Below are 25771 nucleotides of genomic sequence, written 5' to 3' on the forward strand. Positions count from 1 at the left end.
TGATCCTGAATGTCGCGTTCGTCTTATGAGAAACGCCGGGGGCAGATACGCGCACTACGCGATCCACACCCCGGCGCCTGATGACCGGTCACTTGCCTGTCCGGTCCCCGTCCTTACATGCGCTCGATGATCCCCGCTGCGCCCATGCCCGTGCCCACGCACATCGACACCATCCCGTACTTCAGGTTGTGACGACGCAGGGCATGCACGACCGTAGCCGCACGCACCGCACCGGTGGCACCCAGCGGGTGGCCCAGCGCAATGGCACCGCCCATCGGATTGACGCGGCTGGTGTCGAGATCCAGATCCTGAATCACGGCGAGCGCCTGTGCGGCGAACGCTTCGTTCAACTCGATCCAGTCCATGTCCGACTGCTTGAGGCCTGCGGCACGCAGCGCCGCCGGAATGGCTTCCTTGGGGCCGATGCCCATGATTTCGGGCGGCACGCCGCGCACGGCGAACGACACGAAACGCGCGAGCGGCGTGAGGTTGAATTGCTTGAGGATCTTCTCGCTCACGACGAGCAGCGCACCGGCGCCGTCCGAGGTCTGCGAGCTGTTACCGGCCGTGACCGAGCCCTTGTTGGCGAACACCGGACGCAGCTTGGCAAGGCCTTCGATCGTCGTATCCGGGCGCGGGCCTTCGTCGAGCGACAGCGTACGCGTCTTGATCGACACTTCACCGGTGGCGAGATTCGGGAAACGTTCAACGATCTCGATCGGCGTGATTTCGTTCGTGAACTCACCGCGTTGCTGCGCAGCGATGGCCTTCTGGTGCGAAGCCAGTGCGAAGGCATCCTGCGCTTCGCGCGAGACCTTCCACTGCTGCGCCACCTTCTCGGCGGTCAGACCCATGCCGTAGGCGATGCCCACGTTCTCGTCGCGCTCGAAGATCGACGGCGAGAGCGACGGCGTGTTGCCCATCATCGGCACCATGCTCATGCTTTCGATGCCGCCGGCGAACATCGCGTCGGCTTCACCCACACGAATGCGGTCGGCCGCCATCGCGAGGGCCGTCAGGCCCGAGGCGCAGAAACGGTTGACCGTCACGCCGCCCACCGTGTTCGGCAGGCCCGAGAGCAGCGCACCGATACGCGCCACGTTCAGGCCCTGCTGGGCTTCGGGGATGGCGCAACCGATGATCGCATCTTCGATCACTTTCGGATCGAGATCGGGCACCTGAGCGAGCGCGCTCTTGAGAATCGTCGCGAGCAGGTCGTCCGGACGGGTGTTCTTGTAGCTGCCCTTCGGTGCCTTGCCGATCGGGGCGCGCGTGGCGGCAACGATGTAGGCGTCTTGCAGTTGTTTGCTCATGTCAGTCTCCGATCGGCTTAGTTGCGCACCGGCTTGCCGGTTTGCAGCATGCCCATGATGCGTTCCTGGGACTTCGACGTGCCCAGCATTTCGATGAAGGCGCGACGCTCGAGCGCCAGCAGCCATTCTTCGTTCACCAGACTACCGGCTTCGACGTCACCGCCGCACACCGCTTCCGCGATACGCGAGGCGATCAGGAAGTCGTGCGCCGAGATGAAGTTGCCGTCGCGCATGTTGACCAGTTGCGCCTTGATCGTCGACACACCCGAGCGGCCTGCCACCGGAATACCGGCCGGTTTGAGCGGCGGGCGGTAACCGGCCAGCGACAACGCGCGGGCTTCGTTACGGGCAACCGACAGCAGCTCGTGAACGTTGTAGACGATGGTGTCCGACGGCTTCAGGTAGCCCATGTCGCGCGCATCGATGGCCGAGGCCGAGACCTTCGCCATGGCGGCGTTGGTGAACGACTTGGTGACGAATTGCAGATACTGGACGCTGCCTGCTGCGGTGGCTGCTTCTGCCGCACGAATCGCAGCTTCCTTCAGACCGCCGCCGGCCGGCACGAGGCCTACGCCGACTTCCACCAGACCGATGTAGCTCTCCAGTGCCGCCACGCGCTTGGCGCTATGCAGCAGCAGTTCGCAGCCACCGCCGAGGGCGATGCCCGAGACGGCGGAGACGACCGGCACCTGCGCGTACTTCACACGCATCATGCCGTCCTGGAATTTCTTGATGAACGGCTCGATACCCTTCGCGCCGCCCATCATGAAGGCCGGCATGGCGGCTTCCAGATCGGCACCTGCGGAGAACGGGCCACCCGGCGCGCCGAGCTTGAGCGACGTCGGTTGCCACACGACCACGCCGCGATATTGTTCTTCGGCCAGATCGATGGCGCGCACCAGACCGTCGATGACGGCCGGTCCGATCGTGTTCATCTTCGACTTGAACGAGACGATGAGCACGTCGTCCTGACCCGGGGTCTCGTCGACCCACAGACGCACGGCGTCGTTCTCTTCGATCGTCTTGCCGAACTTGCGCGGGTCGTTGCCGGCTTCGCCGACGAGCGCCGCCGGGAACACCTGACGCTGGTACACCGGCAGCGTGCTGCGCGGCACAAAGGCGTCCTTGGCAGGGGCGTACGAGCCTTCGGCCGAGTGAACGCCACCGGCTTCGGCGACCTTGCCGCTCGTTACCCAAGCGGGCAGCGGCGCGTTCGACAGGGCCTTGCCCGCGTCGATGTCTTCCTTGACCCACTGGGCCACGTCCTTCCAGCCGGCGGCTTGCCAGTCTTCGAACGGACCGGTGGTCCAGCCGAAGCCCCAGCGAATGGCGAAATCGACTTCACGCGCGTTGTCGGCGATCTGATCGAGATACATGCCGATGTAATGGAACACGTCGCGGAACACGGCCCACAGGAACTGCGCCTGCGGGTTGGTCGATTCGCGCAGCAGGCGCAGGCGCTCGGCCGGTGCCTTCTTCAGAATGCGCACGACCATCTCGTCGGCCTTCTTGCCCGACTCGACGTACTCGCCCGATTGCGGGTCGAGCACCTTGATGACCTTGCCTTCCTTCTTGTAGAAGCCCGCGCCCGACTTCTGGCCCAGTGCGCCCTTTTCTACCAGTGCTTTCAGCACGGGCGGCGTGGCGTAGGTCGGTGCGAACGGATCGTCCTTGAGGCCGTCCTGCATCGTCTTGATGACGTGCGCCATCGTGTCCAGACCGACCACATCGGCGGTGCGGAACGTGGCCGACTTGGCGCGTCCCAGCTTGCTGCCGGTCAGGTCGTCGACAACATCGAACGGGATACCGTACTTCTGCGCTTCGGCGAACACCGCCAGAATCGAGAAGACGCCCACACGGTTGGCGATGAAGTTCGGCGTGTCCTTCGCGCGCACCACGCCCTTGCCGAGCGTGGAGGTGAGGAACGTTTCGAGCTGGTCGAGAATCGCCGGCGCCGTGGTGGCGGTCGGGATCAGTTCAACCAGATGCATGTAGCGCGGCGGGTTGAAGAAGTGCACGCCGCAAAAGCGTGCCTTCAGTTCCGCGTCGAAACCTTCCGAGAGTTCGGTGATTGACAGGCCCGACGTGTTCGACGCGAAGATCGCGTGCTTGGCCAGATGCGGGGCGACCTTCTTGTACAGGTCGTGCTTCCAGTCCATGCGCTCGGCGATCGCTTCGATCACGACGTCGCAACCGGCCAGCTTTTCGAGGTCGTCTTCGTAGTTGGCGGCTTCGATGTATTGCGCGTCGGCCTTATCGGCGAACGGCGCGGGGCTCAGCTTCTTCAGGCCGTCGATGGCGCGCAACACGATGCCGTTCTTCGGGCCTTCTTTCGCCGGCAGATCGAACAGCACGACAGGCACTTTCGCATTGACCAGATGAGCGGCAATCTGCGCGCCCATCACGCCGGCGCCGAGCACGGCTACCTTGCGAACGACCAGGGGTTTGTTGGTTTGACTCACGGTGATCTCCTCCGCTCTCAGAACAGGTCGACGTCGACTTCCATTTGCGTCTTCGCGCCGGCACGTGCCACGCGGATGTGATACGCGGTCTCAGGCAGCAGCTTGGCGAAGTAGAAACGCGCCGTAGCGAGCTTCGACTCGTAGAACTTGTCGCCGCTGCCTTGCTTGTCGAGGGCAATCTTTGCCATGCGCGCCCAGAAGTAGGCGAACACGAGATGGCCGACCACGCGTTGGTACGGCACAGCCGCCGCGCCGACTTCGTCGGGGTTGGCCATCGCCTTCATGCCGATTTCCATCGTCAGCTTCTGGACCTTGTCGCCGATGTCCGCGAGCGGGTTGACGAACTCCTGCATGTCTTCGCGCACGCCTTCGGCTTCGACGAAGTCCTGCACGAGCTTGCCGAACTTCTTGAGCTTGGCGCCCATGTCCCCCAGCACCTTGCGGCCCAACAGGTCGAGTGCCTGAATCGTGTTCGTGCCTTCGTAGATCATGTTGATACGCGCATCGCGCACGTATTGCTCCATGCCCCACTCGGCGATGTAGCCGTGACCGCCGTAGATCTGCATCGCGTGGTTCGTGCACTCGAACGCGTTGTCGGTCAGGAAGGCCTTGATGATCGGCGTGAGCAGCGCGACCAGATCGGCAGCCTCTTTACGCTCGGCTTCGTCGCCGTGCGAGAGTTCCTTGTCGATGTGCAGTGCCGTCCAGTACGAGAACGCACGGCCGCCTTCGACGTAAGCCTTTTGCGTGAGCAGCATGCGGCGCACGTCCGGGTGGACGATGATCGGATCGGCAGGCTTGTCCGGTGCCTTCGGGCCGGTGAGCGAGCGCATCTGGATGCGTTCCTTCGCGTACACCAGCGAGTTCTGATAAGCGACTTCGGTCAGGCCCAGACCCTGCATGCCCACGCCCTGGCGTGCGGCATTCATCATCACGAACATGGCGTTCAGGCCCTTGTTCGGTTCGCCGACGAGCCAGCCCTTCGCGCCGTCGAGGTTCATCACGCAAGTGGCATTGCCGTGAATGCCCATCTTGTGTTCGATCGAACCGCACTTGATACCGTTGCGCTCGCCCGGTGCGCCGTTGGCGTCGGGGATGAACTTCGGCACGACGAACAGCGAAATGCCCTTGGTGCCCGGGGGCGCATCCGGCAGACGTGCCAGCACAAGGTGGATGATGTTGGCGGCCATGTCGTGCTCGCCAGCCGAGATGAAGATCTTGGTGCCCGAGATGGCGTACGAGTTGTCGCCGTTCGGCTCGGCCTTCGTGCGAAGCATGCCCAGATCGGTGCCGCAATGCGGTTCGGTCAGGCACATCGTGCCGGTCCATTCGCCCGAGACGATCTTCGGCAGATAGGTGGCTTGTTGTTCGGGGGTGCCGTGCGCGTGCAGGCATTCGTAGGCGCCATGCGACAGGCCCGGGTACATCGTCCACGCCTGATTGGCCGAGTTCAGCATCTCGTACAGCGCGTTGTTGATGACTTGCGGCAGGCCCTGACCGCCGAATTCCGGATCGCAGCCCAGCGAGGCCCAACCGGCTTCGACGTATTTCTGATAAGCCTCTTTGAAGCCCGTCGGCGTGGTGACCACGCCATCGCCTTCGTATTTGCAGCCTTCGCGATCGCCCACTTGATTCAGCGGGAAGACCACTTCGCTACAGAACTTGCCGGCTTCTTCGAGCACCTGATTGATGGTGTCGGCATCGACGTCCGCATGCTTCGGCAATGCTTTCAATTCGTTTTCCACGCCCAGCAGTTCGTGCATGACGAATTGCATGTCGCGCAGCGGCGCGTTGTACTGTCCCATGACCTTCTCCTCCGAAACGAATCGCGGACGGCTCGCGCCTCACCCGCGCTGATAAGACGAAATCAGTTTTTCCAGTGCCACCCGGGTCATCTCTACGGCACCCGGTTCCCGCAGGAAGCGCGCGTCGTGATGCAGGCCGAGCGTCAGGCTGTACATTTCAAAGAGCATCAGGCGCGGATCGGTGTCCGAGCGCAGATGCCCCTCCTCCTTCGCTTGCGTGATCGCGCGCAGCAGGGCCGATCGCCACAACCGCACACTCTTCACCAAGGCTTCGCGCACCGGACTGGCCGCGCGATCGTCGTACTCGACGGCACCGCTGATATAGATGCAGCCCGTCGTGACTTCGCGAATCCGTTTGTCCATCCAGCGATCGACCAGAGCGCGCAGTCGCGGCAAGCCGCGCGGCACATCCATGCTGGGGGCAAACACTTCTTCTTCGAAGCGCCGGTGATATTCGCGCAGCACTTCGATCTGCAAGTCTTCACGCGAACCGAAATGCGCGAAAACCCCGCTCTTGCTCATCTGCATGCGATCAGCCAGTAAGCCGATCGTCAGGCCTTCGAGTCCGTCACGCCCCGCCAGTTCTAGCGCGGCATTGAGGATCGCGTTGCGTGTCTGTTCACCCTTTCGCATGTGTATGGCATCGCTTTGGTTATCCGTTCTCCGATGCTAACCATAAAATCGAACGGCCGTCCTATTATTGGGGGACGCCCATGGGCGAACAAGGAATTTATTAGATCGGAATACCTAATCGAAACACGTGGCGGCGGGCGTGAAAACCCCGGCCAACCGGCCGTCTGGCGGGTGTCAGTCGTACTTGCCGCGGGTGATGGCTTTCATCGCCAGCCGGTACAGCCGGTAGGCCGCCCACTGGCGAAACCGCCGCCATAACGAGCGGCCGCCGTATTGGGCGGCGTCGATCAGGCGCGCTTCGGCGAACGCTTTGCGGATATGGTCACGCAGTTCGATGACAACCGGGTCGTCGAGTACGACGACGTTGGCTTCGTGATTGAGAAAGAGAGACAGGGCGTCGAGATTGGACGAGCCGACCGTGGCCCAGACGTCGTCGATCACCGCGACCTTGCCGTGCAACTGGCGCATGTCGTATTCGCCGATGCGCACGCCCGCGTCGAGCATCTTGGCGTAAAGCCACGGCACCGCCATATCGAGCAGACGGAATTCCTTGCGCCCGATGAGCAGATGCACGGCCACGCCACGGCGTGCGGCCTGCGTCAGCGCGCGGCGCAGACGGCGTCCCGGCACGAAGTACGGGTTGGCGAGCCAGACCTCGTGGCGGGCCCGTCCCAATGCCATCAGGTAGGCCTTCTCCACCGAGCGGCGATTGTGCAGGTTGTCGCGTGCGACGAATGCGGCCTGCCCGGCGACCGACGAATGCAAGCGCCCGCGCTGGCCGCGGCGACGGTGCCGGAAGGGTGTGCCGAGATAGCCCGGCGCGAGACGCAGCCACTGGATATGAAACGCGATGGCAATTTCCGCGACGATCGGGCCACGGCATTGCACCGCGAAATCCCAGCGCGGGTCGCTCATGCGCACGCCGCCGCCCGCGTTGTAGTCGTCGATGACGTTGATGCCGCCGACAAACGCGACCTCATGGTCGACGACGGCGAGCTTGCGATGCGTGCGTGAAAAACCGAATTTTCCGAACAGATGCGGGTTGTAGACGCGATGCATGACACCGCACTCCCGCCAATCCTCGACCAGTGGCAGGCGACGGCTGGTGCCGATGCCATCGGTGATCACGCGTACGGAGACGCCACGCTGGGCGGCGCGTTGCAGCGCGGCGGAAATGTTCTGTCCGGCGCCGTCGGCTTCGAAGATGTAGGTCTCGATCACCACTTCGCGCCGGGCGGCGTCGATGGCGGCGATCAGCGCCGTGAAGTACGCCTCGCCGAGGTAGAGCAGCGTCAGGTCGTTATCGTGGGAAAACGGCAGGTACTTGCTCATCGGCGCGCCGGGGCGTCAGCGCACGCGCGTGGGTAACTGCCGGATCGCGTCGCCGTTCGATGGCGAAAAACAGCGCGCTGCGGCGGCTTCCCAAGGCAACCATTCGTAAGCGACATGCTCACGCGGGGCCAGCGTCACCGGGGTGTTCGCCGGGACACACAGGCCGAACCAGTGTTCGGTATTGCGCGTGACGTCCGGGGCATAGCGATGCGCCCAACGCGGGTAGATGTTGTATTGAATCTGGTGCTGCCAGTCGGTCAGCGCGCTGGCGGGCAGGCCGCCGTCCCCCACGCGAATACCCGTTTCCTCAAACACTTCACGCGTGGCCGTCTCGATCAGCGGCTCGTCGAGGCGATCTTTGCTGCCGGTTACCGACTGCCAGAAATTGTCGGCATCGGCCCGCTCGATCAACAACACATCGAGCGCCGGCGTGTAGATGACGACGAGCACGGATTCAGGAATCTTGAAGGGCTTCATGCAGGGGGTGAGCGAGGGAAAGCTGCGCCGGTGCGTCGCGCTGGTGAGTCATTGTAATGGGCAATGACGGCAATTCGGCGTTCGGCTCGCAGGATGGGCAAAGATCGCAGGCAATCGGACAGCGAAGCGAGTCAATGCTTATGCGCGCGTGACCGCGTCCCAGTAGCACTGCGGCAGATCGTCGGGGCGCGGCCCGTCGACGTCGATCCAGCCGAACATCGTATGCTCGTCACTCGTGACCAATGGCGTGAGATCGCCCGCATCCCGCTCGCAAACGTAGAAGACCAGCATCACATGCCGTCCGGGAATCACTTCGAACGACGCACTGCCGTGGTAGGTCACCTGCGCGATCTGCCAGCCGCATTCTTCCAGCACTTCGCGGCGCACTGCGTCTTCCAGCGATTCACCGGGTTCGGGCTGGCCACCCGGCAGCTCCCACTCGTTGCGCGGATTGCGCGCGAACAGCACCGTGTCGTTGCGGCGAATGATCGCCTTCGCACTCACTATCATCGACTTGCCCTCCCTCGGTATTCCCAGCGCATAAACAAAAACCCCCTCGCCTTGCGGCAGAGGGGGTTCGAACGTTTCATCACGAGCGGCACGCCCGCGAGATGCGTTAGGCCTTCGGCGCTTCCGACTGACGCAGGCGGATGTGCAGGTCGCGCAGCTGGCGCTCGTCGACCGGCGACGGGGCTTGCGTGAGCAGATCCTGTGCGCGTTGCGTCTTCGGGAAGGCGATCACGTCGCGAATCGAATCGGCACCGGCCATCATCGTGATGACGCGGTCCAGACCGAAGGCGATACCGCCATGCGGCGGCGCGCCGTATTGCAGCGCGTCGAGCAGGAAGCCGAACTTCGCACGGGCTTCTTCCTCGCCCAGCTTGAGCGCACGGAACACCTTGCTCTGCACTTCCTCTTGGAAGATACGGACCGAACCGCCACCGATTTCCCAGCCGTTGAGCACCATGTCGTAGGCCTTCGCCAGGCACTTGCCCGGGTCGGTCTCGAGATAGTCGATGTGCTCGTCCTTCGGGCTCGTGAACGGGTGATGGCAGGCCACCCAGCGGGCGTCTTCTTCGTCGTATTCGAACATCGGGAAGTCGACGACCCACAGCGGGCGCCAGCCAGCTTCGAACAGGCCGTGGCTCTTGCCGAATTCCGAGTGACCGATCTTCAGACGCAGCGCGCCGATACCGTCGTTGACGACCTTTTCCTTGTCGGCACCGAAGAAGATGATGTCGCCGTCTTGCGCGCCGGTGCGCTCGAGAATCGAGGCGATGGCTGCGTCGTGCAGGTTCTTCACGATCGGGCTTTGCAGGCCGTCGCGACCCTTGGCCACTTCGTTGACCTTGATCCAGGCCAGACCCTTCGCACCGTAAATCTTCACGAAGTCGGTGTAAGCGTCGATCTCGCTACGCGAAATTTCCGAACCACCCGGCACGCGCAGGGCCACCACACGGCCGCCTTCGGTCGTGGCAGGCACCGAGAACACCTTGAAGTCCACGTCGCCCATCACGTCGGTCAACTCGGTGAATTCGAGCTTCACGCGCAGGTCCGGCTTGTCCGAACCGAAGCGGCGCATCGCTTCCGAGTACTGCATGACCGGCACCTTGGCGTCGAACTCGACGTTGATCGCTTCCTTGAACACGTGACGAATCATGTTCTCGAACAGGTCGCGAATCTCTTGCTCCGACAGGAACGAGGTTTCGCAGTCGATCTGCGTGAATTCCGGCTGACGGTCAGCGCGCAGGTCTTCGTCGCGGAAGCACTTGGTGATCTGGTAGTAGCGGTCGAAGCCGGCCACCATCAGCAACTGCTTGAAGAGCTGCGGCGACTGCGGCAGCGCGAAGAACATGCCCGGGTTCACACGCGACGGCACCAGATAGTCGCGCGCGCCTTCCGGGGTGCTCTTGGTGAGCATCGGGGTTTCGATGTCGATGAAGCCTTGCGCGTCCAGATACTTGCGCACTTCCATCGCCACCTTGTAACGCAGGCGCAGGTTGTATTGCATCTGCGGGCGGCGCAGGTCCAGCACGCGGTGCGTGAGGCGCGTCGTTTCCGACAGGTTTTCGTCGTCGAGCGGGAACGGGGGCGTGACCGACGGGTTGAGCACTTGCAGCTCGTGGCACAGCACTTCGATCTTGCCGCTCGTCAGGTTGGCGTTTTCCGTGCCTGCCGGACGGGCGCGTACCAGACCGGTAATTTGCACGCAGAACTCGTTGCGCAGGCCTTCGGCGGCCTTGAACATCTCTGCGCGGTCCGGATCGCACACGACCTGCACCAGACCTTCGCGATCGCGCAGGTCGATGAAGATGACCCCGCCGTGATCACGGCGGCGATTGACCCAGCCACAAAGCTTGACCGTTTGGCCCAGTTGTTGCTCGGTCACCAGACCGCAGTAGGAGGTACGCATGGACATTTTGCTGTTCCGATTTTCAAAAAATGACGCCGGGAGTCACCGGTGGCTCACAGGAGCGGGCCGGGACGCTGCTGGCGCGGGTTGTGGGCGGGCGCCACCACGCCCATCGATACGATGTACTTGAGGGCGGCATCGACCGTCATGTCGAGCTCGACCACGTCGCTCGCCCGCATCATCAGGAAGAAACCTGACGTGGGGTTCGGCGTCGTCGGGACATAAACGCTCACATACTCGCCCTGCAAGTGATTGACCACGTCGCCGCCCGGCGCGCCGGTCAGGAAGGCGATGGTCCAGGAATCCGCGTGCGGATAACGCACGAGCAACGCCTTGCGAAACGCGTTGCCATTGCTCGAGAGCAATGTATCGGACACCTGCTTGACGCTGCCGTACAGCGGTCCGACCACGGGAATGCGCGTGAGCACGGCTTCCCACCAGCCGACCAGCTTCTGGCCAATGAAATTATGCGCCAGAAGGCCGACGACGAACACGAACGCAAGGGTGACCACCACGCCAAAGCCCGGCACGCGCATGCCGATCAGGTGCGACGGCTGCCAGTCATCAGGCAGCAGCAGCAAGGTCTGATCCATCGTGCCGATGATCAGGCCCAGCACCCACAACGTGATGGCGAGCGGCACCAGCACCAGCAGGCCGGTGAGGAAAATCGTCTTCAACGCGGGTTTTTTGACGCTCATGGCAGGACTCGCGAATGTCGGCGGCTACTGGGTCAGCGGGGTCAATCACGCGCCAGGCCGCCGGGCCGGACGCGTCGTTCTGCTTAATCTTGCAATTCAGGCAATACAGGTAATTCGGGCAATACGGGTCATGCTGCCAACACTTAATGACAAGCGCAGCCGCCACCGCAACTGGCCGCCGGGGCGCTCGACGACGCGCCGTCCGAAGCGGACGAAGCCGACGAACCTGCCGATGCGTCCGAGCCGCCCGACGATGCCGACGATGCCGAAGCGCTATCGCCCGACGAGGCCGCTGCCGTCGACGCCGCCGCGCCGGAAGCCGGTGCACTTGCGCCGCCCGAACCGCCCCGGAAGTCCGTGACATACCATCCCGAACCCTTGAGCTGGAAGCCCGCCGCAGTCACCTGCTTGCGAAACGTTTCCTTGCCGCATTCCGGGCACTGGGAGAGCGGGGCATCGCTCATTTTTTGCAGCACATCTTTCGCGAAACCGCATGTTTCGCAACGATAGGCGTAGATAGGCATGATTCTTTCCGACGGGAAAAGGCGCGCAAAGCCTTGAATTATAACCGCTTCACAAGGCTTTCGGGATTTGTCCGGAGATATATGGGCATGCGGTGACGCAAGATCAAGGTCTCGCGTCACCGTATTTGACGTTTCTGCCCCACAGCGACGTGGAACGGCATCTCGCGTAAAAGCGAGCGCTCACACAGTCGCCACGCTCGCGGCGCAGATGGCTCAGATCGTCGACACCTCTTGGCTCGGCGGCTGACCGCGCTCGGAGGCCGGTTGCAGCAGCGAACCCACGACCATGCCCGTAATCGAGGCCAGCAGGCCAGCCAGTTGCGGCGGCACGAGTGCCTCGGGCGCCAGGACTTCGCAGCCGATCCAGACGGCCAGACCGCTGAACACGGCAAGCGTGCCGCCCAGCGAGCTCGACCGCTTCCAGTACAGGCCGAATGCCAGCGGCACGAAACAGCACACCAGCGTGACCTTATAGGCACTCTCGACCATCTGGAAGATCGACGCCTTCGAATTCAGCGCATACACCAGCACCAGCGCGGTGAAGCACAGCACCACGATGCGCATCAGGCGCAGCAGGTGCTTGTCGTCGATCGGGCCGCGCAGCATCGGGCGAATGATGTTCTCGGCAAACGTCACCGACGGGGCCAGCAGCGTGGCCGACGCGCAGCTCTTGATGGCGGACAGCAGCGCCCCGAAGAACATCACCTGCGCCACGATCGGCACGCTGGTGAGCACCAACTGCGGCAGGATCTGTTGCGGATCGGTGCCGATGTACTTCTGCACCATCGACGGGGCGATCAGCAACGCGGAGTAGGCGAGGAAAATCGGGATGAACGTAAAGAAGAAGTACAGCACGCCACCGGTGATGGAGCCTGCGACCGCGATGTTCTCCGTCTTGGACGACATCACGCGCTGGAACACGTCCTGCTGCGGTATCGAGCCGAACATCATGGTCACGCCCGCCGCGATAAACGCCAGCACGTCGGCGGGATTCATCGCGGGCAGGAACACGAACTTGCCGGCATCGGCCGCATGGGCGATCACGGCCGTCGCGCCGCCCGGCACCATGCCCGAGACTTCCACGGCGATGTAAACCAGACCGACCACGATGATGATCATCTGGATGAAGTCGGTGACGGCGACCGAAATCATGCCGCCGAGCAGCGTGTATGCGAGCACTGACACCGCGCCGATGATCATGCCCGTGGGCTCTGACATCGCGCCGCCCGAGACCGTATGGAACACGAGGCCCAGTGCCTTGATCTGCGCACCCACCCAGCCGAGGTACGAGATCACGATGGCGATACTCGTCACGACTTCGACGGTGCGGTTGTATTTGAGCTTGTAGAAATCGCCGATCGTCATGAGGTTCATGCGATACAGCTTGCGGGCGAAGAACACGCCGACGAGCACCAGACACATCGACGAGCCGAACGGGTCGGCCACAATGCCGCGCAGGCCGTCGCCGATGAACGTGGCCGGGATGCCGAGCACGGCTTCCGAACCGAACCACGTGGCAAACACCACGGCGATGACCATGCCATACGGCAGGCGGCGCCCGGCAACGGTGAAATCTTTGGTATTGCGGACCTTGAGGGCGGCCAGCAGCCCGATGGCCACCGAAATGACCCAATACAAAATGACAAACCAGATCAGCATAACGCGGCCCCAGCCAAGCCCCAGGGCGACGGTAGCGGCGGCAGCGTCAGTGTGCGGGGCGTGATCCGGCCGCCGGCGGCCGCATACGCGAACTAACGAAACCGTGCCGCGGGCCGCAGCCTTCCGGGCAACAGAAATTCAGGTCGAGCATGACGGGGCTGATGCTGTTCAGCGCTCGGGGGCGCCCGTTTTTGCCACCTGGCGAAAAAATTTGGGCCGATTATAGCGGCGCGGGACACGCGCGGGGAAAAAATCACAAATCCCGGTGCCGGACGTTGCAGATTTCGGGAAACAGTGGGCGCAGGCCTCAGTCTTGCGTGCTCCTGAGCGTCTCGCGCCAGTGGCACCGTGCCATCGCGGCACACGCTGGGCGGGCGCCTCAGCGGCTCAGCGCCGCCGCCAGACCATCCAGTGTTCAGCCCCGGCGAACACCGGCACCGAATCTGCCGCATCGACGGGATGATCGACTTCGCAGACGAAATCCTGCGCCAACAGGGCGTCGAGCGCCTCGGGCGCAATGCCGAACGGCGGTCCCTTGGGGGTTTCGCGCAGGAAGAAGAAACCTGCCAGACGGGCGCCGCTCGGCAGCAATTGCGCCACCCGGCGGGCGTAGTCCTGCCAGAGCGTGCGCGGCAATGCGCAGAGAAACGCGCGCTCGTAAATCACGTCGATCGTGAACGGCGGCGTATAGGCGAAGAAGTCAGCCTCATCGACCAGTTCAGCGCGCGAGCCCAGCAGCGCCTTGGCCTGCTCGACTGCGACCGGCGAAAAATCGATAGCACGCACCGGCCAGCCCTGACCATCGAGCCATGCGGCTTCGTAGGCGGCCCCGCAGCCGGGAATCAGCGTCGCCTGAGGCGCGGCCTCGCTGGCGACAAACTCGCGTAGCGCGCGCGGCACGCCGGCAGCGTCCCAAGGCATGAACGCCTTCTCGAAGCGTTCATTCCAGAACTCGGCACGCGACGAATCACGGTGCGCGAATGCGGGTGCAACTGAGGCCGGCGCACCGGGGGCAACGTTCGCAGGACTCGACGCGCCCTCTCCGCCCTGCCCGCCTTGATGCTGCTGAGATTTATCCGCCATAGATCCACATGAACGCCGCAAGCACCCCGATGACGACACCGCCCACCAGACAGAACGCGCCGGTCAGCAGGCGGTTGGTGCGGCGTTGCTCCTGAAGCAGCGCGAGCAGCACCGTGTCGTCCTGCGGACGGGCATGGGCAGCGAGCGCCTGATGAATCAATCGCGGCAGTTGCGGCAGGGTCTTGCTCCACTGCGGCGCTTCGGACTTCAGCCGTTCCAGCCAGCCACGCGGGCCGATCTGCTCGGCCATCCAGCGCTCCAGGAACGGCTTGGCCGTCTTCCACAGATCGAGATCCGGATCGAGCTGACGCCCCAGCCCTTCGATATTGAGCAGCGTCTTTTGCAGCAACACGAGTTGCGGCTGAATTTCCACGTTGAAGCGGCGCGACGTCTGGAACAGGCGCATCAGCACGAGCCCCAGCGAGATTTCCTTCAGCGGGCGGTCGAAGTACGGCTCGCAGACAGCGCGAATCGCCCCCTCCAGTTCCTCGACGCGCGTGTCGGACGGCACCCACCCCGACTCCAGATGCAGCGACGCCACCCGGTGATAGTCGCGACGGAAAAACGCGAGGAAGTTCTGCGCCAGATAGTTCTTGTCGAACTCGGACAGCGCGCCGACGATGCCGCAGTCCAGCGCGATATAACGCCCGAACGTGGCCGGATCGAGACTCACGAGAATATTGCCCGGGTGCATGTCCGCGTGGAAGAACCCGTCGCGCAGAAACTGTGTGAAGAAGATCTCGACGCCTTCGCGCGCCAGTTTCTTCAGATCGACGCCTGCCTCGCGCAGCACATCGATCTGGCTGATCGGCACACCGCGCATGCGCTCCATCACGAGCACCGTGCTGGTGCTGAATTCCCAATACATCTCGGGCACCATCAACATGCCCGAATCGATGAAATTGCGACGCAACTGCGCCGCGTTCGCGGCCTCGCGCATCAGGTCGAGCTCGTCGTGCAGATACTTGTCGAACTCGGCCACCACTTCGCGCGGCTTCAGGCGCTTGCCGTCCGGCCAGAGCCGTTCAACCCAACCCGCCAGATCGCGCAGGAGAGCGAGATCGCTGTCGATCACGCCGAGCATGTTCGGGCGCAGCACCTTGACGGCAACTTCCTTGCCCGCATGCTGGCCTTCGCGAATACGCGCGAAGTGAACCTGAGCAATCGATGCGCTGGCTACCGGCGAGCGCTCGAACTCCACGAACACTTCTTCCAGCGGGCGGCCCAGCGATTTCTCGATCGCCGCACGGGCCAGCTCCGGATCGAACGGGGGCACCTGATCCTGCAAGCGCGCCAGTTCCTGCGCGATGTCGGGCGGCATCAGGTCACGGCGCGTCGAGAGCACCTGTCCGAATTTCACGAAAATCGGTCCAAGCGCTTCCAGCGCCAGACGCAGACGCTCGCCGCGCGGTGCCTTCAGCCCGCTGCGGCCGAACGACAGCACGCGCATGAACGTGCGTGCGAAGGGATGGGGAATGCTGGAGAGCACCAGCTCGTCGAGGCCGTAGCGATAGCAGACGAACAGAATCTTGATGAGGCGCAGAAGTCGCATCGGTCAGCGGCCTCCGGTGGAACGCGGCACGCCGGGCTGGCGCTCAAGTTTCTCGAGTCGCTTTTCGAGTCGCGCCAGATCGTCGCGCAGCGTGCCGATCTCGTCGCGCATGGTGTCCAGCCGTGGACGCGCCACAAGCAATGGGTTTTCTTCCACGAGGTAATCGGTCAGCGAGCGCGCCAGCGTCGCACCCGTGCGGCGTGCGCCGGCCACGGCAGCCTTGCCGGTTTCCGTCACCCGATGGGCGGCGGCATCACCGATCACGCGGCTCAGGTCTTCGGCGGCCTCCCAGCGCAGGTGCTGGGCAAGATAGGACACCGTATTGGCGAATTCGGCGTCGCCCTCGATCTTGACGTGGCGCATGACAGCGGCCTGACCACCGCCCGCAAAGTCGGCCAGTGCCGACGGGGGCACGGCGATGCTGACGTCGCAAGGGGTGTCGGCCTCGAAGGCGGCGAGATAGCCGTCGTCGCCCACCTGCAAACGCAGGTCGAACGGAGACATCGCCAGCCGGGCGGAGGCGCCGATGTGTTGGCGCAGGCGTTCGCGCGCCCACGGTTCGCGGGCGAGCAAGTGATTCACGGTGGCGGCAAAGGCTTTGGCGGCTACGGTCATGAGCTTGGCGGCCGACCGGCGCAGAACACCGGTCGCACCGAAAGACGTCGCCCGGCATACATCGCCGGGCGGCAAAAACAAAAGAGCCCGCGCTTCAAACGCGGGCTCTTATTGTAAGGCAGGTTACGGCAAAAACGGCGGGAGCTTAATGCTGGCCCAGCGCCTGCTTAGAGCTGTTGAATCCCGGCCAGTACCCAACCCGCATTGCCGGTCACCGGCTTGGTCAGGTTCCAGACTTCGTTGAACGGCTCGGCGGCAGCGCCTTCCGTCTCACGGATCAGACCCGAGAAACGCACGCTGGCCATGTACTCGCTCGTCGTTTGCTCGATGCCGAGCAGTTCGGCGTCGAGTTGAACCACGTCGGTACGGTTGGTCGACTTGCCGCGCTCTTCGAGGTCCATCTTGATTTCCGCGAACATCTGCGGCGTGGTGAACTCGTTGATGTCGGCTTGATCGCCCTTGTCCCAGGCGGCTTGCAGACGGTTGAAGTACACCTTCGAGCTGCGCAGGAAGCCTTCGACATCGAAGCCTGCCGGCACGCCGAACGGGCCTGCCGCAGCGGCTGCGGCACCCGCAACACCGGCAGCGGCCGGGACGGCGGACAGCGCCGGTTGCGTCGACGAAGTCGAAGCTGACGGTTGTTGAGCCGGTTGCTGGCTATCCCACGACTGGCGCAGGGTGTTGTTCGACGCGTCGTTGCCCGCATTGGCACCGGCGTAGGCCGGGGTCTGCGACTGCGACTTGTTGCCGCGGAAGCGACGGATGACCCACAGGACAGCAAAGGCGATCAACGCGATGATGATGACGTTGGCCATCATGCTGGCGAACGCGCCACCCATGCCGAAGTGCGACAACAGGGCTGCGATACCCAGACCGGCGGCCAGACCGGCGATCGGGCCAAGCCAGCGGTTGGCCGGCTTGGCAGCGGCGGCGGCCCCTGCGGCGCCTGCGCCGGCAGCGGCCGGTGCGGCTTGGTTCGGTGCGGCGTTCGGGCTTTGGGCCGGTTGTTGCGGCGTCGCCTGACGCTGCGTCACGGTGTTGGACTGCTTGCCGACGCTCCGGCCGCCGCCAACGCGCTTGGCGTCAGCGTCTGCGATCGTCATGCCGACCGCCAAAACGCCGGCCACTACGCCCAACAACAGCTTGTTTTTCATGAACTGGAACATCGCTCTGGTCTCTCCGTGGAGTTATAAGGTGCTGTTTACTGACAGGCGTTTATCGGATTGGTTCAGCATCTTTTTTACGTACTGAAACGGGATAACGCGACGGCTGATTCTGCCACAGCAAAATTAGCCTGTACTTAGAGAAACGCCCCGGTGTGGAATTTTTCCACCAACCGGGGCGCTGCGCCGCATCAAGTAAGTGAGTGCTTATTCTCGGCGCATCCGCTCAGTGCATCAGAACTTGCGGCCGATGTGCAGCGCGACTACGCCGGCGGTGAGGTTGTGGTACTCCACCCGCTCCAGACCGACGTCTTCCATCATCGACTTCAGCGTCTCCTGATCCGGGTGCATGCGAATCGACTCGGCCAGATAGCGGTAGCTCTCCGCGTCGCCCGCGATGCGCGAGCCGAGCCACGGCAGTACTTTGAAGGAATACGTGTCGTACGCCTTCTCGAGCGGCTGCCACACCTTCGAGAACTCCAGCACCATGACCTTGCCGCCCGGCTTGATCACGCGGCGCATTTCCGCCAGTGCGGCGTCCTTGTGCGTCATGTTGCGCAGTCCGAACGCTACGGTCACCACATCGAAATAGTTCGACGGGAACGGCAGCTTCTCGGCGTCGCACAGCAGCGCAGGCGTAACAATACCGGCGTCCAGCAGGCGATCGCGGCCCACGCGCAGCATCGATTCGTTGATGTCCGTGAGCCAGACTTCGCCGGTCGGACCGGCCTGACGGGCAAACGCCTTCGACAGATCGCCCGTGCCGCCGGCAATGTCGAGCACCTTGAAACCGGGGCGCACGGCGGCGCGGCCAATAGTGAACGCTTTCCAGATGCGGTGCAGGCCGCCCGACATCAGATCGTTCATGACGTCGTACTTGCTCGCTACCGAATGGAACACTTCGGCGACTTTGCCGGCCTTTTCCTTCTCGTCGACGGTCTCGTAACCGAAGTGGGTCTGTTCACCCATCGCAATCTCCAATTCATGAAAGCGGCGCACGCAGCGCCGCCGGTGCATCAGTGGTGGTGGCAGCCGTGGCCGCTGGCGGGCGACGGCATCGGCGTGTCGCGATCGACGCCTGCGGCTGCCAGCTTGTCGAGATACTCCTGCCACAGCGCGTCCTGACGCACGCACAGCTCGTAGAGGAAGTCCCAGGAATAGATGCCGGTGTCGTGGCCGTCCGAGAAGACGGGGCGCACCGCGTAGTTGCCGATCGGCTCAAGGCCGTTCAGTTCGACCTCGCGCTTGCCGGTCTGGAGCGTTTCCTGCCCCGGGCCGTGGCCGCGCACTTCCGCCGACGGCGAGAGTACGCGCAGAAGTTCGAACGGCAGCCGGTAGTGTTTGCCGTCTTCATATCCCAGCTCGAGCACACGCGAGACGCGATGCAGCGTGAGGGAAACAGGAATCGGCGTGTCTTTCTCCAGCCCTGCCATGTGTGTCACTCCAGAAATTCAGTCGATGTGCCGCGCACACCGGCCGGAAGTATAGCTGCTCAGGGGATTGGCGGCCACGCGCTCAGGCGGACGCCGGCCAAACCGGCATGCGGCTCAATTCTGCCACGATCGCTTCGCGCAACGCCGGCAGCCACGCAGCCCGCTCGGCGAGCACCGCCGGCGCCACCTCGCGCTGCGGCGCGCTCCAGACCGAGCCCGGGAAGTGGATATCGTCCTGATACCGGGGAATCACATGCCAGTGCACGTGCGGCACCATGTTGCCCAGACTCGCCACATTGACCTTGTGCGGCGACATCACCGTGCGCTGCGCCGTCTCGACCGCAAACACCGCCCGCATGACGTGTTCGCGCGCCGCCTCGGGCAAGTCGCTCATCTCGGCCACGTGCGCACCCCACACCACGCGCGCGAAGCCCGGATAACCGGCTTCGTTCGCCAGCACCACCCGCAGCACCGGGTCGCGCCACACGACGTCGCCGCCGTCACCTGCGCAAAACGGACAATCCATGATGTTCTCCCTTGATCCCCGCACCCGTCAGTGCTTTCTGCGTTTCGTGCGCTTGCCTGTCGCCGGGTCCACCGACCCGAGCGCGAGTTCGGCGAAATCGATTTCGCTCAGCATTTCGCGCAGCGTCTCGTCATTGATGCGATGCGTGATGCGCAGCCGCGACAACTCCACGCGCTCCGCCTGAAGCGCCGCCGCGCGCAGCCGGCGCTCGACTTCCACCTCCCGCACCGCCCGCTCGCGCGTCTCATCGGTCGCCGTTGATGCATTGAGCGTGCGACGGTAGCGCCCCATCACGCGGGCCGCCGCTTCGGCGCACACGGCGGTATCGAGTTCGTCACCTGACTTCGCAATCACTTTCTGCAACGACTCGACGGCGCGAATCGCTGCCTCGGAGGCCGCCACACGGGCCTCGCCCATTTCACGATTGCGCGGGTCTTCGGCCGGCCAGCGCACGCCGCGCAGCAGAATCGGCAGGCCGAGACTCCCGCCCACCAGCGATAGCAAAATCACACCGGCAGCCAGAAAGATCAGCAGATCCCGCCCGGGAAACGGCGCACCGCCGGGCAACGCCAACGGCACCGAGAGCGCACCGGCCAGCGTCACCGCGCCGCGCACGCCCGAGAGCGCCGTCACCCCCGTGAAACGGATGCCCGGCTTGAGGGTAATTTCGCCGCGCCGCATGCCCATGAAATACATCACGCGCCACGCCACCCACACCCAGCAGAACCGCAGCACGATCAGCACCGCCGAAATCGCGCCGACGTAGAACATCAGTTCGCCCAGCTTCGTGAGCGTGCCCCACAGGTGCTCGTTCGGCCCCAGCGCCGCGCGCACGATATCAGGCAGTTGCAGCCCGAGCAGTACGAACACGGCACCGTTGAAGACGAATTCCAGCATCGACCAGACGCCGTTGCCAAGAATGCGGGTGACCGTGCGGGTATTGAGCAGATCGGTCGAACTCACCGTCATACCGGCAGCCACGGCCGCGAGAATGCCCGAAAAGCCGAAGTGTTCCGCCAGCAGATAGGCGGCGAAAGGCATGAGCAGCAGCAACAGCACGACCGTCGCAGGTTCTTCGGTCGAGGCGTCCATCACGCGGCGGTGAAACTGCGTGAAGAGCCACGTCACGGCCCAGCCGGCGAGCAGACCGCCCAGTGCAATGACGAAGAACGAAAACGTGGCGTTGCCGATGGAGAAGATGCCGGTGGTCGCCGCCACGAGGGCGAACTTGAACACGACCAGACCCGACGCGTCGTTCATCATCGCTTCGCCTTCGAGCACGTGCATGAGCCGCGTCGGCATACGCATGCGCCCGGTGAGCGCAGATACCGCCACCGCGTCCGTGGGCGAAAGCACGCCGCCGAGGGCAAAAGCCACGGCCAGCGGAATCGACGGAATCATCCAATGAATGAAGTAGCCCACGCCGAGCACCGTGAAGATCACGAGGCCCAGCGCCATCGCGATGATCGGCACCCTCAGGTGCCAGAACTCGCGCTTGGGCATGCGCCAGCCGTCGGCAAAGAGCAACGGCGGGATAAACAGCAGGAAGAAAATCTCGGGGTCGAGATCGATGTGGACGCCCGCGCCCGGATAAGCGAGCGCAGCGCCCACCGCGATCTGGACCAGCGGAATCGGGAGAAACCGCACGAAACTGCCCAGCACACCAGTGAGCGCCACCACGAACAGCAGGATGAGCGCAGTAAAAACTACTTCCATGCCACCTCCATGGTCCGTCGGTCAGGCATCGGCCGCGTCCACGAAAATGCCATCAGACGAGAACGCGCTCGATACCGCCGTTGTTCGCATCCTTCACGTAGTCCGCCATCCACTGGTCGCCGAGCACGTGCTTGGCGATTTCCACGACGATGTAGTCGGCAGTGATGTCGGCATCCTCGTTGTAGCGCGACAGGCCTTGCAGGCACGACGGGCAGCTGGTGAGGATCTTCACCTCTTCCACCTTGCCATCGGCGCGCAGCTTGGCCGCGCCCTTGCGCATTTCTTCTTCCTTGCGGAAGCGGATCTGCGTCGAGATATCCGGGCGCGTGACCGCCAGCGTACCCGATTCGCCGCAGCAACGATCGTTCTTCTCGATCTTGTAGCCGTCGTGCTCGCTGCCCATCAACTGGTTCACGAGCTTGACCGGGTCCATCGTCTTGATCGGCGTGTGGCACGGGTCGTGATACATGTAGCGCGTACCGTTCACGCCTTCCAGCTTCACGCCCTTCTCGAGCAGATATTCGTGGATGTCGACGATGCGGCAGCCCGGGAAAATCTTCTCGAATTCATAGCCGGCGAGCTGATCGTAGCAAGTGCCGCACGACACCACCACGGTCTTGATATCGAGATAGTTCAGCGTGTTGGCCACCCGGTGGAACAGCACGCGGTTATCCGTCACGATCTTCTCGGCCTTCTCGCCCTGCCCCGAGCCACGCTGCGGGTAACCGCAGCACAGATACCCCGGCGGCAGCACCGTTTGCACGCCCACGTGCCAGAGCATGGCCTGCGTGGCGAGCCCGACTTGCGAGAACAGGCGCTCCGAGCCGCAGCCCGGGAAGTAGAACACCGCTTCCGAATCGACCGACGTCCCCTTCGGGTCGCGGATGATCGGCACCACCTTGTTGTCTTCGATATCGAGCAACGCGCGCGCCGTCTTCTTCGGCAGGTTGCCCGGCATCTTCTTGTTCACGAAGTGGATCACCTCTTCGCGCAGCGGCGGCTTGCCGACCGTGGCCGGCGGATGTGCCATCTGCTTCTTCGCGAGTTTCTTGAAGATGTCCGCACCGAAGCGTTGCGCCTTGTAGCCCCAATCGATCATCACCTTACGGGTGATATTGATCGTCTCCGGGTTCGTCGCGTTCAGGAAGAACATGCCTGCTGCCGCGCCCGGGTTGAATTTCTTCTTGCCCATCTTGCGCAGCAGGTTGCGCATGTTCATCGTCACGTCGCCGAAGTCGATCTTCACCGGGCATGGCGTCGCGCACTTGTGGCAGACCGTGCAGTGATCGGCCACATCGTTGAACTCGTCCCAGTGCTTGATCGACACACCCCGGCGGGTCTGCTCTTCGTACAGGAAAGCTTCGATCAGCAGCGACGTGGCGAGAATCTTGTTGCGCGGGCTGTACAGCAGGTTCGCGCGCGGCACGTGCGTCGCGCACACCGGTTTGCACTTGCCGCAGCGCAGGCAGTCCTTCACGCTGTCGGCAATCGCGCCGATATCCGACTGCTGCATGATCAGCGATTCAAAGCCCATCAGCCCGAAGCTGGGCGTATAGGCATTGCGCAAATCGGCCGGCAGGTCGGGCATGTCGAGCAGCTTGCCCTTGTTGAAGCGCCCTTCCGGATCGACGCGCAGCTTGTAAGCGCGGAATTCGCCGATCTCTTCTTCCGTCAGGAATTCGAGCTTCGTGATGCCGATGCCGTGCTCGCCCGAGATCACGCCATCGAGCGAACGGGCAATTTGCATGATGCGCGCCACGGCCTTGTGCGCATCCTGAAGCATCTCGTAGTTATCCGAGTTGACCGGGATGTTCGTGTGCACGTTGCCGTCGCCCGCGTGCATGTGCAGCGCGACGAACACACGCCCATGCAGCACGCGCTTATGGATTGCCTGCGCTTCGTCGAGGATCTGCTTGAACTCGCCGCCCGTGAAGATCTGGCGCAGTTCGGCGCGCACTTCCTGCTTCCACGACACGCGCACCGTGCGGTCTTGCAGTAAGTCGATCAAGCGCGTTTCCGGATGCTTGTTCAGCCGGTCGTTCAGCGCCACATTCATGTCGCGAATGCCGTGGCGGTTGAGCAGCGGAATCGCGTCGTTCAGCGACAACTCGAAGTTGTCGCGCAGGAACACCCAGCGCGCGCGCACGTCGCGCAGCAGCGTGAGGGCGGTCTGCACGCGGTCTTCGAGCAGCTCGGCCGACGGAATTTCATTCGCGTCGTCGGTCTTGCCCAGCGGCAGGTTGCCGGCTTCGAAGAACTTCTCGAGGGCGTCGATCAGTTGCAGCTTGTTCTTGAGCGACAACTCGATGTTGATGCGCTCGATGTGGTCCGTGTACTCGCCCATGCGCGGCAGCGGAATCACCACGTCTTCATTGATCTTGAAGGCGTTGGTGTGGCGCGCGATGGCAGCGGTGCGCGAACGGTCGAGCCAGAACTTCTTGCGGGCTTCGGCCGACACGGCGACAAAACCTTCGCCGCTCTTGCCGTTGGCCATGCGAATCACTTCCGAGGTAGCCTGCGCCACGGCGGTGTCGTCGTCGCCGACGATATCGCCGATCAGCACCATCTTCGGGAAAGCGTTGCGCTTCGACTTCGTGGCATAGCCCACGGCGCGCAGATAGCGTTCGTCCAGATGCTCCAGACCGGCGAGAATCGCGCCGCCCGCAGCCGTCTGCGCAAACATGTAGTCCTTGATTTCGACGATGCTCGGAATCGCTTCCTTCGCCTGACCGAAGAACTCCAGACACACCGTGCGCGTGTGCGCAGGCATCTTGTGGAGAATCCAGCGCGCGCTCGTGATCAGGCCGTCGCAGCCTTCCTTCTGAATACCCGGCAGGCCGGCGAGGAACTTGTCCGTCACGTCCTTGCCGAGACCTTCCTTGCGGAAGCGCTTGCCTTCGATATCCAGCGATTCAGTCTTGAGCAGCACCGCGCCCGGCGCGTGATTGCCGTCGAACCATTTCAGTTCGAAGCGCGCGACCGGAATATCGTGAATCTTGCCGAGGTTGTGGTCGAGGCGCGTGACTTCGAGCCAGTTGCCCTGCGGGTCGACCATGCGCCACCACGCGAGGTTATCGAGCGCGGTGCCCCACAGCACGGCCTTCTTGCCGCCGGCGTTCATGGCGACGTTGCCGCCGATGCACGATGCGTCGATCGACGTCGGATCGACGGCGAAGACCAGCCCGGCGCGCTCGGCGGCGTCCGCCACACGGCGCGTGACCACACCGGCGCCCGAGAAAATCGTCGGCACCGGCTTGTCGACACCCGGCAGTGCCGAGTATTCGACTTCGTCGAGTTGTTCCAGCTTTTCGGTATTGATGACGGCCGAGAACGGCGTGAGCGGAATCGCCCCGCCCGTGTAGCCCGTGCCACCCCCGCGCGGAATCACCGTCAGACCAAGCTCGAAGCAGCCCTTCACCAGCGAGGCCATTTCGGCTTCCGTATCGGGCGTGAGCACCACGAACGGATATTCCACGCGCCAGTCGGTGGCGTCCGTCACGTGCGACACACGCGACAGGCCGTCGAACTTGATGTTGTCGTGTGCCGTCGTGCGGCCCAGCACCTTCTTCGCGCGGCGGCGCAGTTCCGCCATCTTCTCGAACTCACCCGCGAAATCGGCAACGGCGCGGCGCGCGGCCACTTCCAGTTGCTCAACGCGCGCGGCGCGCTCGCGCCCCGTGGCGTCGGCGTGTTCGGCCACGTCGGCACGGCGACGCTTGTCGATTTCGTTCAGACGGTGGTTGAGGGCGTCGATCAGCAGCTTGCGGCGCTTCGGGTTGTCGAGCAGGTCGTCCTGAAGGTACGGGTTGCGGCGTACCACCCAGATATCGCCGAGCACTTCATAGAGCATCCGGGCCGAGCGGCCGGTACGGCGCTCCGCGCGGAGTTCGTCGAGGATATTCCACGCGTCGGCGCCCAGCAGGCGAATGACGATCTCGCGATCCGAGAACGAAGTGTAGTTGTAGGGGATTTCGCGCAGTCGAGGGGGCTGTGCGGCTACGGCATGCTTTGCGTCGTGCGGCTCGAAGGCAGGCAAGGGTGCGTTCATCTTGTCGGGCTCGTCAATGCGGCGGTGCATCCGCCGTCGGCGTTCGTCTCGCGGGACGCGCCGAAAGTCAAATTGGGTATGCGCTAGAAATTGCCGGCCGCTGGCGACAGGTGTGTGCGGGGCCGGCAAGGACGATCAGCGAGATCGCCGACTGCCGTGCATAGACGCCGATGACGAATCGTGTCCAGTCATCGAGCAGTAGCACTGAGGGGTGAGGCAGTTGATGCGCATGCCCAGATCTTTCTTCCGGCTTTGGAAAGTGTTGGTAGGGGAATGTAGGCCGAATTGTACTTCATTGCACCGCAACACGTCGGCTCCC

General features: G+C 63.5%; 20 protein-coding genes. All 20 read right to left on the minus strand.

Annotation, left to right across the window (positions count from 1 at the left end):
• Nucleotides 1–113: 113 nt before the first annotated feature.
• The 20 genes from CDV46_RS16215 to CDV46_RS16310 all read right to left on the minus strand — a co-directional run bounded on the left by CDV46_RS16215 (nucleotide 114) and on the right by CDV46_RS16310 (nucleotide 25452).
• The gene (locus CDV46_RS16215) at nucleotides 114–1313 is read right to left on the minus strand and encodes an acetyl-CoA C-acyltransferase (protein WP_058377423.1); all 1200 of its coding nucleotides are present in this window, start codon (nucleotides 1311–1313) and stop codon (nucleotides 114–116) included.
• Nucleotides 1314–1330: 17 nt separating this feature from the next.
• Complete coding sequence (locus CDV46_RS16220; protein WP_087723623.1) at nucleotides 1331–3775, minus strand: 3-hydroxyacyl-CoA dehydrogenase/enoyl-CoA hydratase family protein; 2445 nt, start codon at nucleotides 3773–3775, stop codon at nucleotides 1331–1333.
• Between the two features lie 17 nt (nucleotides 3776–3792).
• On the minus strand, nucleotides 3793–5580 hold the full coding sequence (locus tag CDV46_RS16225; RefSeq protein WP_087689341.1) for an acyl-CoA dehydrogenase C-terminal domain-containing protein: 1788 nt from the start codon (nucleotides 5578–5580) through the stop codon (nucleotides 3793–3795).
• 39 nt (nucleotides 5581–5619) lie between these two features.
• On the minus strand, nucleotides 5620–6213 hold the full coding sequence (locus tag CDV46_RS16230) for a TetR/AcrR family transcriptional regulator (protein WP_058377421.1): 594 nt from the start codon (nucleotides 6211–6213) through the stop codon (nucleotides 5620–5622).
• Nucleotides 6214–6387: 174 nt separating this feature from the next.
• Nucleotides 6388–7545 carry a cardiolipin synthase ClsB gene (clsB, locus tag CDV46_RS16235; protein WP_087723625.1) on the minus strand — a complete coding sequence of 386 codons (1158 nt, stop codon included), beginning with the start codon at nucleotides 7543–7545 and terminating at the stop codon, nucleotides 6388–6390.
• 15 nt (nucleotides 7546–7560) lie between these two features.
• Nucleotides 7561–8022: a dihydroneopterin triphosphate diphosphatase gene (nudB, locus tag CDV46_RS16240; protein WP_087723627.1), complete on the minus strand. Its 462-nt coding sequence runs from the start codon at nucleotides 8020–8022 to the stop codon at nucleotides 7561–7563.
• A gap of 138 nt (nucleotides 8023–8160) precedes the next feature.
• Entirely contained in the window at nucleotides 8161–8532 is a 372-nt protein-coding gene (locus CDV46_RS16245) for an NUDIX domain-containing protein (RefSeq protein ID WP_087723629.1), read from the minus strand.
• A gap of 106 nt (nucleotides 8533–8638) precedes the next feature.
• A complete protein-coding gene (aspS, locus tag CDV46_RS16250; protein ID WP_058377417.1) occupies nucleotides 8639–10441 on the minus strand; it encodes an aspartate--tRNA ligase in 1803 nt (600 codons plus the stop codon).
• 47 nt (nucleotides 10442–10488) lie between these two features.
• Nucleotides 10489–11133 (minus strand): DUF502 domain-containing protein, encoded by a 645-nt coding sequence (locus CDV46_RS16255; protein ID WP_058377416.1) that lies wholly within the window; start codon nucleotides 11131–11133, stop codon nucleotides 10489–10491.
• A 143-nt stretch (nucleotides 11134–11276) separates the two neighbouring features.
• Nucleotides 11277–11657 (minus strand): FmdB family zinc ribbon protein, encoded by a 381-nt coding sequence (locus tag CDV46_RS16260; RefSeq protein WP_087723631.1) that lies wholly within the window; start codon nucleotides 11655–11657, stop codon nucleotides 11277–11279.
• Between the two features lie 213 nt (nucleotides 11658–11870).
• On the minus strand, nucleotides 11871–13316 hold the full coding sequence (locus CDV46_RS16265; RefSeq protein ID WP_087723633.1) for a sodium:solute symporter family protein: 1446 nt from the start codon (nucleotides 13314–13316) through the stop codon (nucleotides 11871–11873).
• A gap of 387 nt (nucleotides 13317–13703) precedes the next feature.
• Nucleotides 13704–14399, minus strand: coding sequence for a methyltransferase domain-containing protein (locus CDV46_RS16270; RefSeq protein ID WP_087723635.1), 696 nt, complete (start codon nucleotides 14397–14399; stop codon nucleotides 13704–13706).
• Nucleotides 14389–15951 carry a ubiquinone biosynthesis regulatory protein kinase UbiB gene (gene ubiB, locus CDV46_RS16275; RefSeq protein WP_058377412.1) on the minus strand — a complete coding sequence of 521 codons (1563 nt, stop codon included), beginning with the start codon at nucleotides 15949–15951 and terminating at the stop codon, nucleotides 14389–14391. Before ubiB ends, CDV46_RS16270 begins: the two co-directional genes overlap by 11 nt.
• A gap of 3 nt (nucleotides 15952–15954) precedes the next feature.
• Entirely contained in the window at nucleotides 15955–16566 is a 612-nt protein-coding gene (locus CDV46_RS16280) for a ubiquinone biosynthesis accessory factor UbiJ (RefSeq protein ID WP_087690699.1), read from the minus strand.
• 167 nt (nucleotides 16567–16733) lie between these two features.
• Nucleotides 16734–17720, minus strand: a complete 987-nt coding sequence (locus CDV46_RS16285; RefSeq protein WP_087690701.1) for a Tim44 domain-containing protein — start codon at nucleotides 17718–17720, stop codon at nucleotides 16734–16736.
• 243 nt (nucleotides 17721–17963) lie between these two features.
• Nucleotides 17964–18698: a bifunctional demethylmenaquinone methyltransferase/2-methoxy-6-polyprenyl-1,4-benzoquinol methylase UbiE gene (ubiE, locus tag CDV46_RS16290; protein ID WP_058377411.1), complete on the minus strand. Its 735-nt coding sequence runs from the start codon at nucleotides 18696–18698 to the stop codon at nucleotides 17964–17966.
• Between the two features lie 47 nt (nucleotides 18699–18745).
• Complete coding sequence (locus tag CDV46_RS16295; protein WP_058377410.1) at nucleotides 18746–19162, minus strand: gamma-butyrobetaine hydroxylase-like domain-containing protein; 417 nt, start codon at nucleotides 19160–19162, stop codon at nucleotides 18746–18748.
• An 82-nt stretch (nucleotides 19163–19244) separates the two neighbouring features.
• Nucleotides 19245–19688 carry an HIT family protein gene (locus CDV46_RS16300; RefSeq protein ID WP_058377409.1) on the minus strand — a complete coding sequence of 148 codons (444 nt, stop codon included), beginning with the start codon at nucleotides 19686–19688 and terminating at the stop codon, nucleotides 19245–19247.
• Between the two features lie 27 nt (nucleotides 19689–19715).
• A complete protein-coding gene (locus CDV46_RS16305) occupies nucleotides 19716–21404 on the minus strand; it encodes a Na+/H+ antiporter (RefSeq protein ID WP_058377408.1) in 1689 nt (562 codons plus the stop codon).
• A gap of 52 nt (nucleotides 21405–21456) precedes the next feature.
• Nucleotides 21457–25452, minus strand: a complete 3996-nt coding sequence (locus tag CDV46_RS16310) for a DUF3683 domain-containing protein (RefSeq protein WP_087690703.1) — start codon at nucleotides 25450–25452, stop codon at nucleotides 21457–21459.
• Nucleotides 25453–25771 lie beyond the last annotated feature (319 nt).

The organism is Pandoraea sp. PE-S2T-3 (genome assembly GCF_002179965.1).
In the GTDB taxonomy this organism is placed as follows: domain Bacteria; phylum Pseudomonadota; class Gammaproteobacteria; order Burkholderiales; family Burkholderiaceae; genus Pandoraea.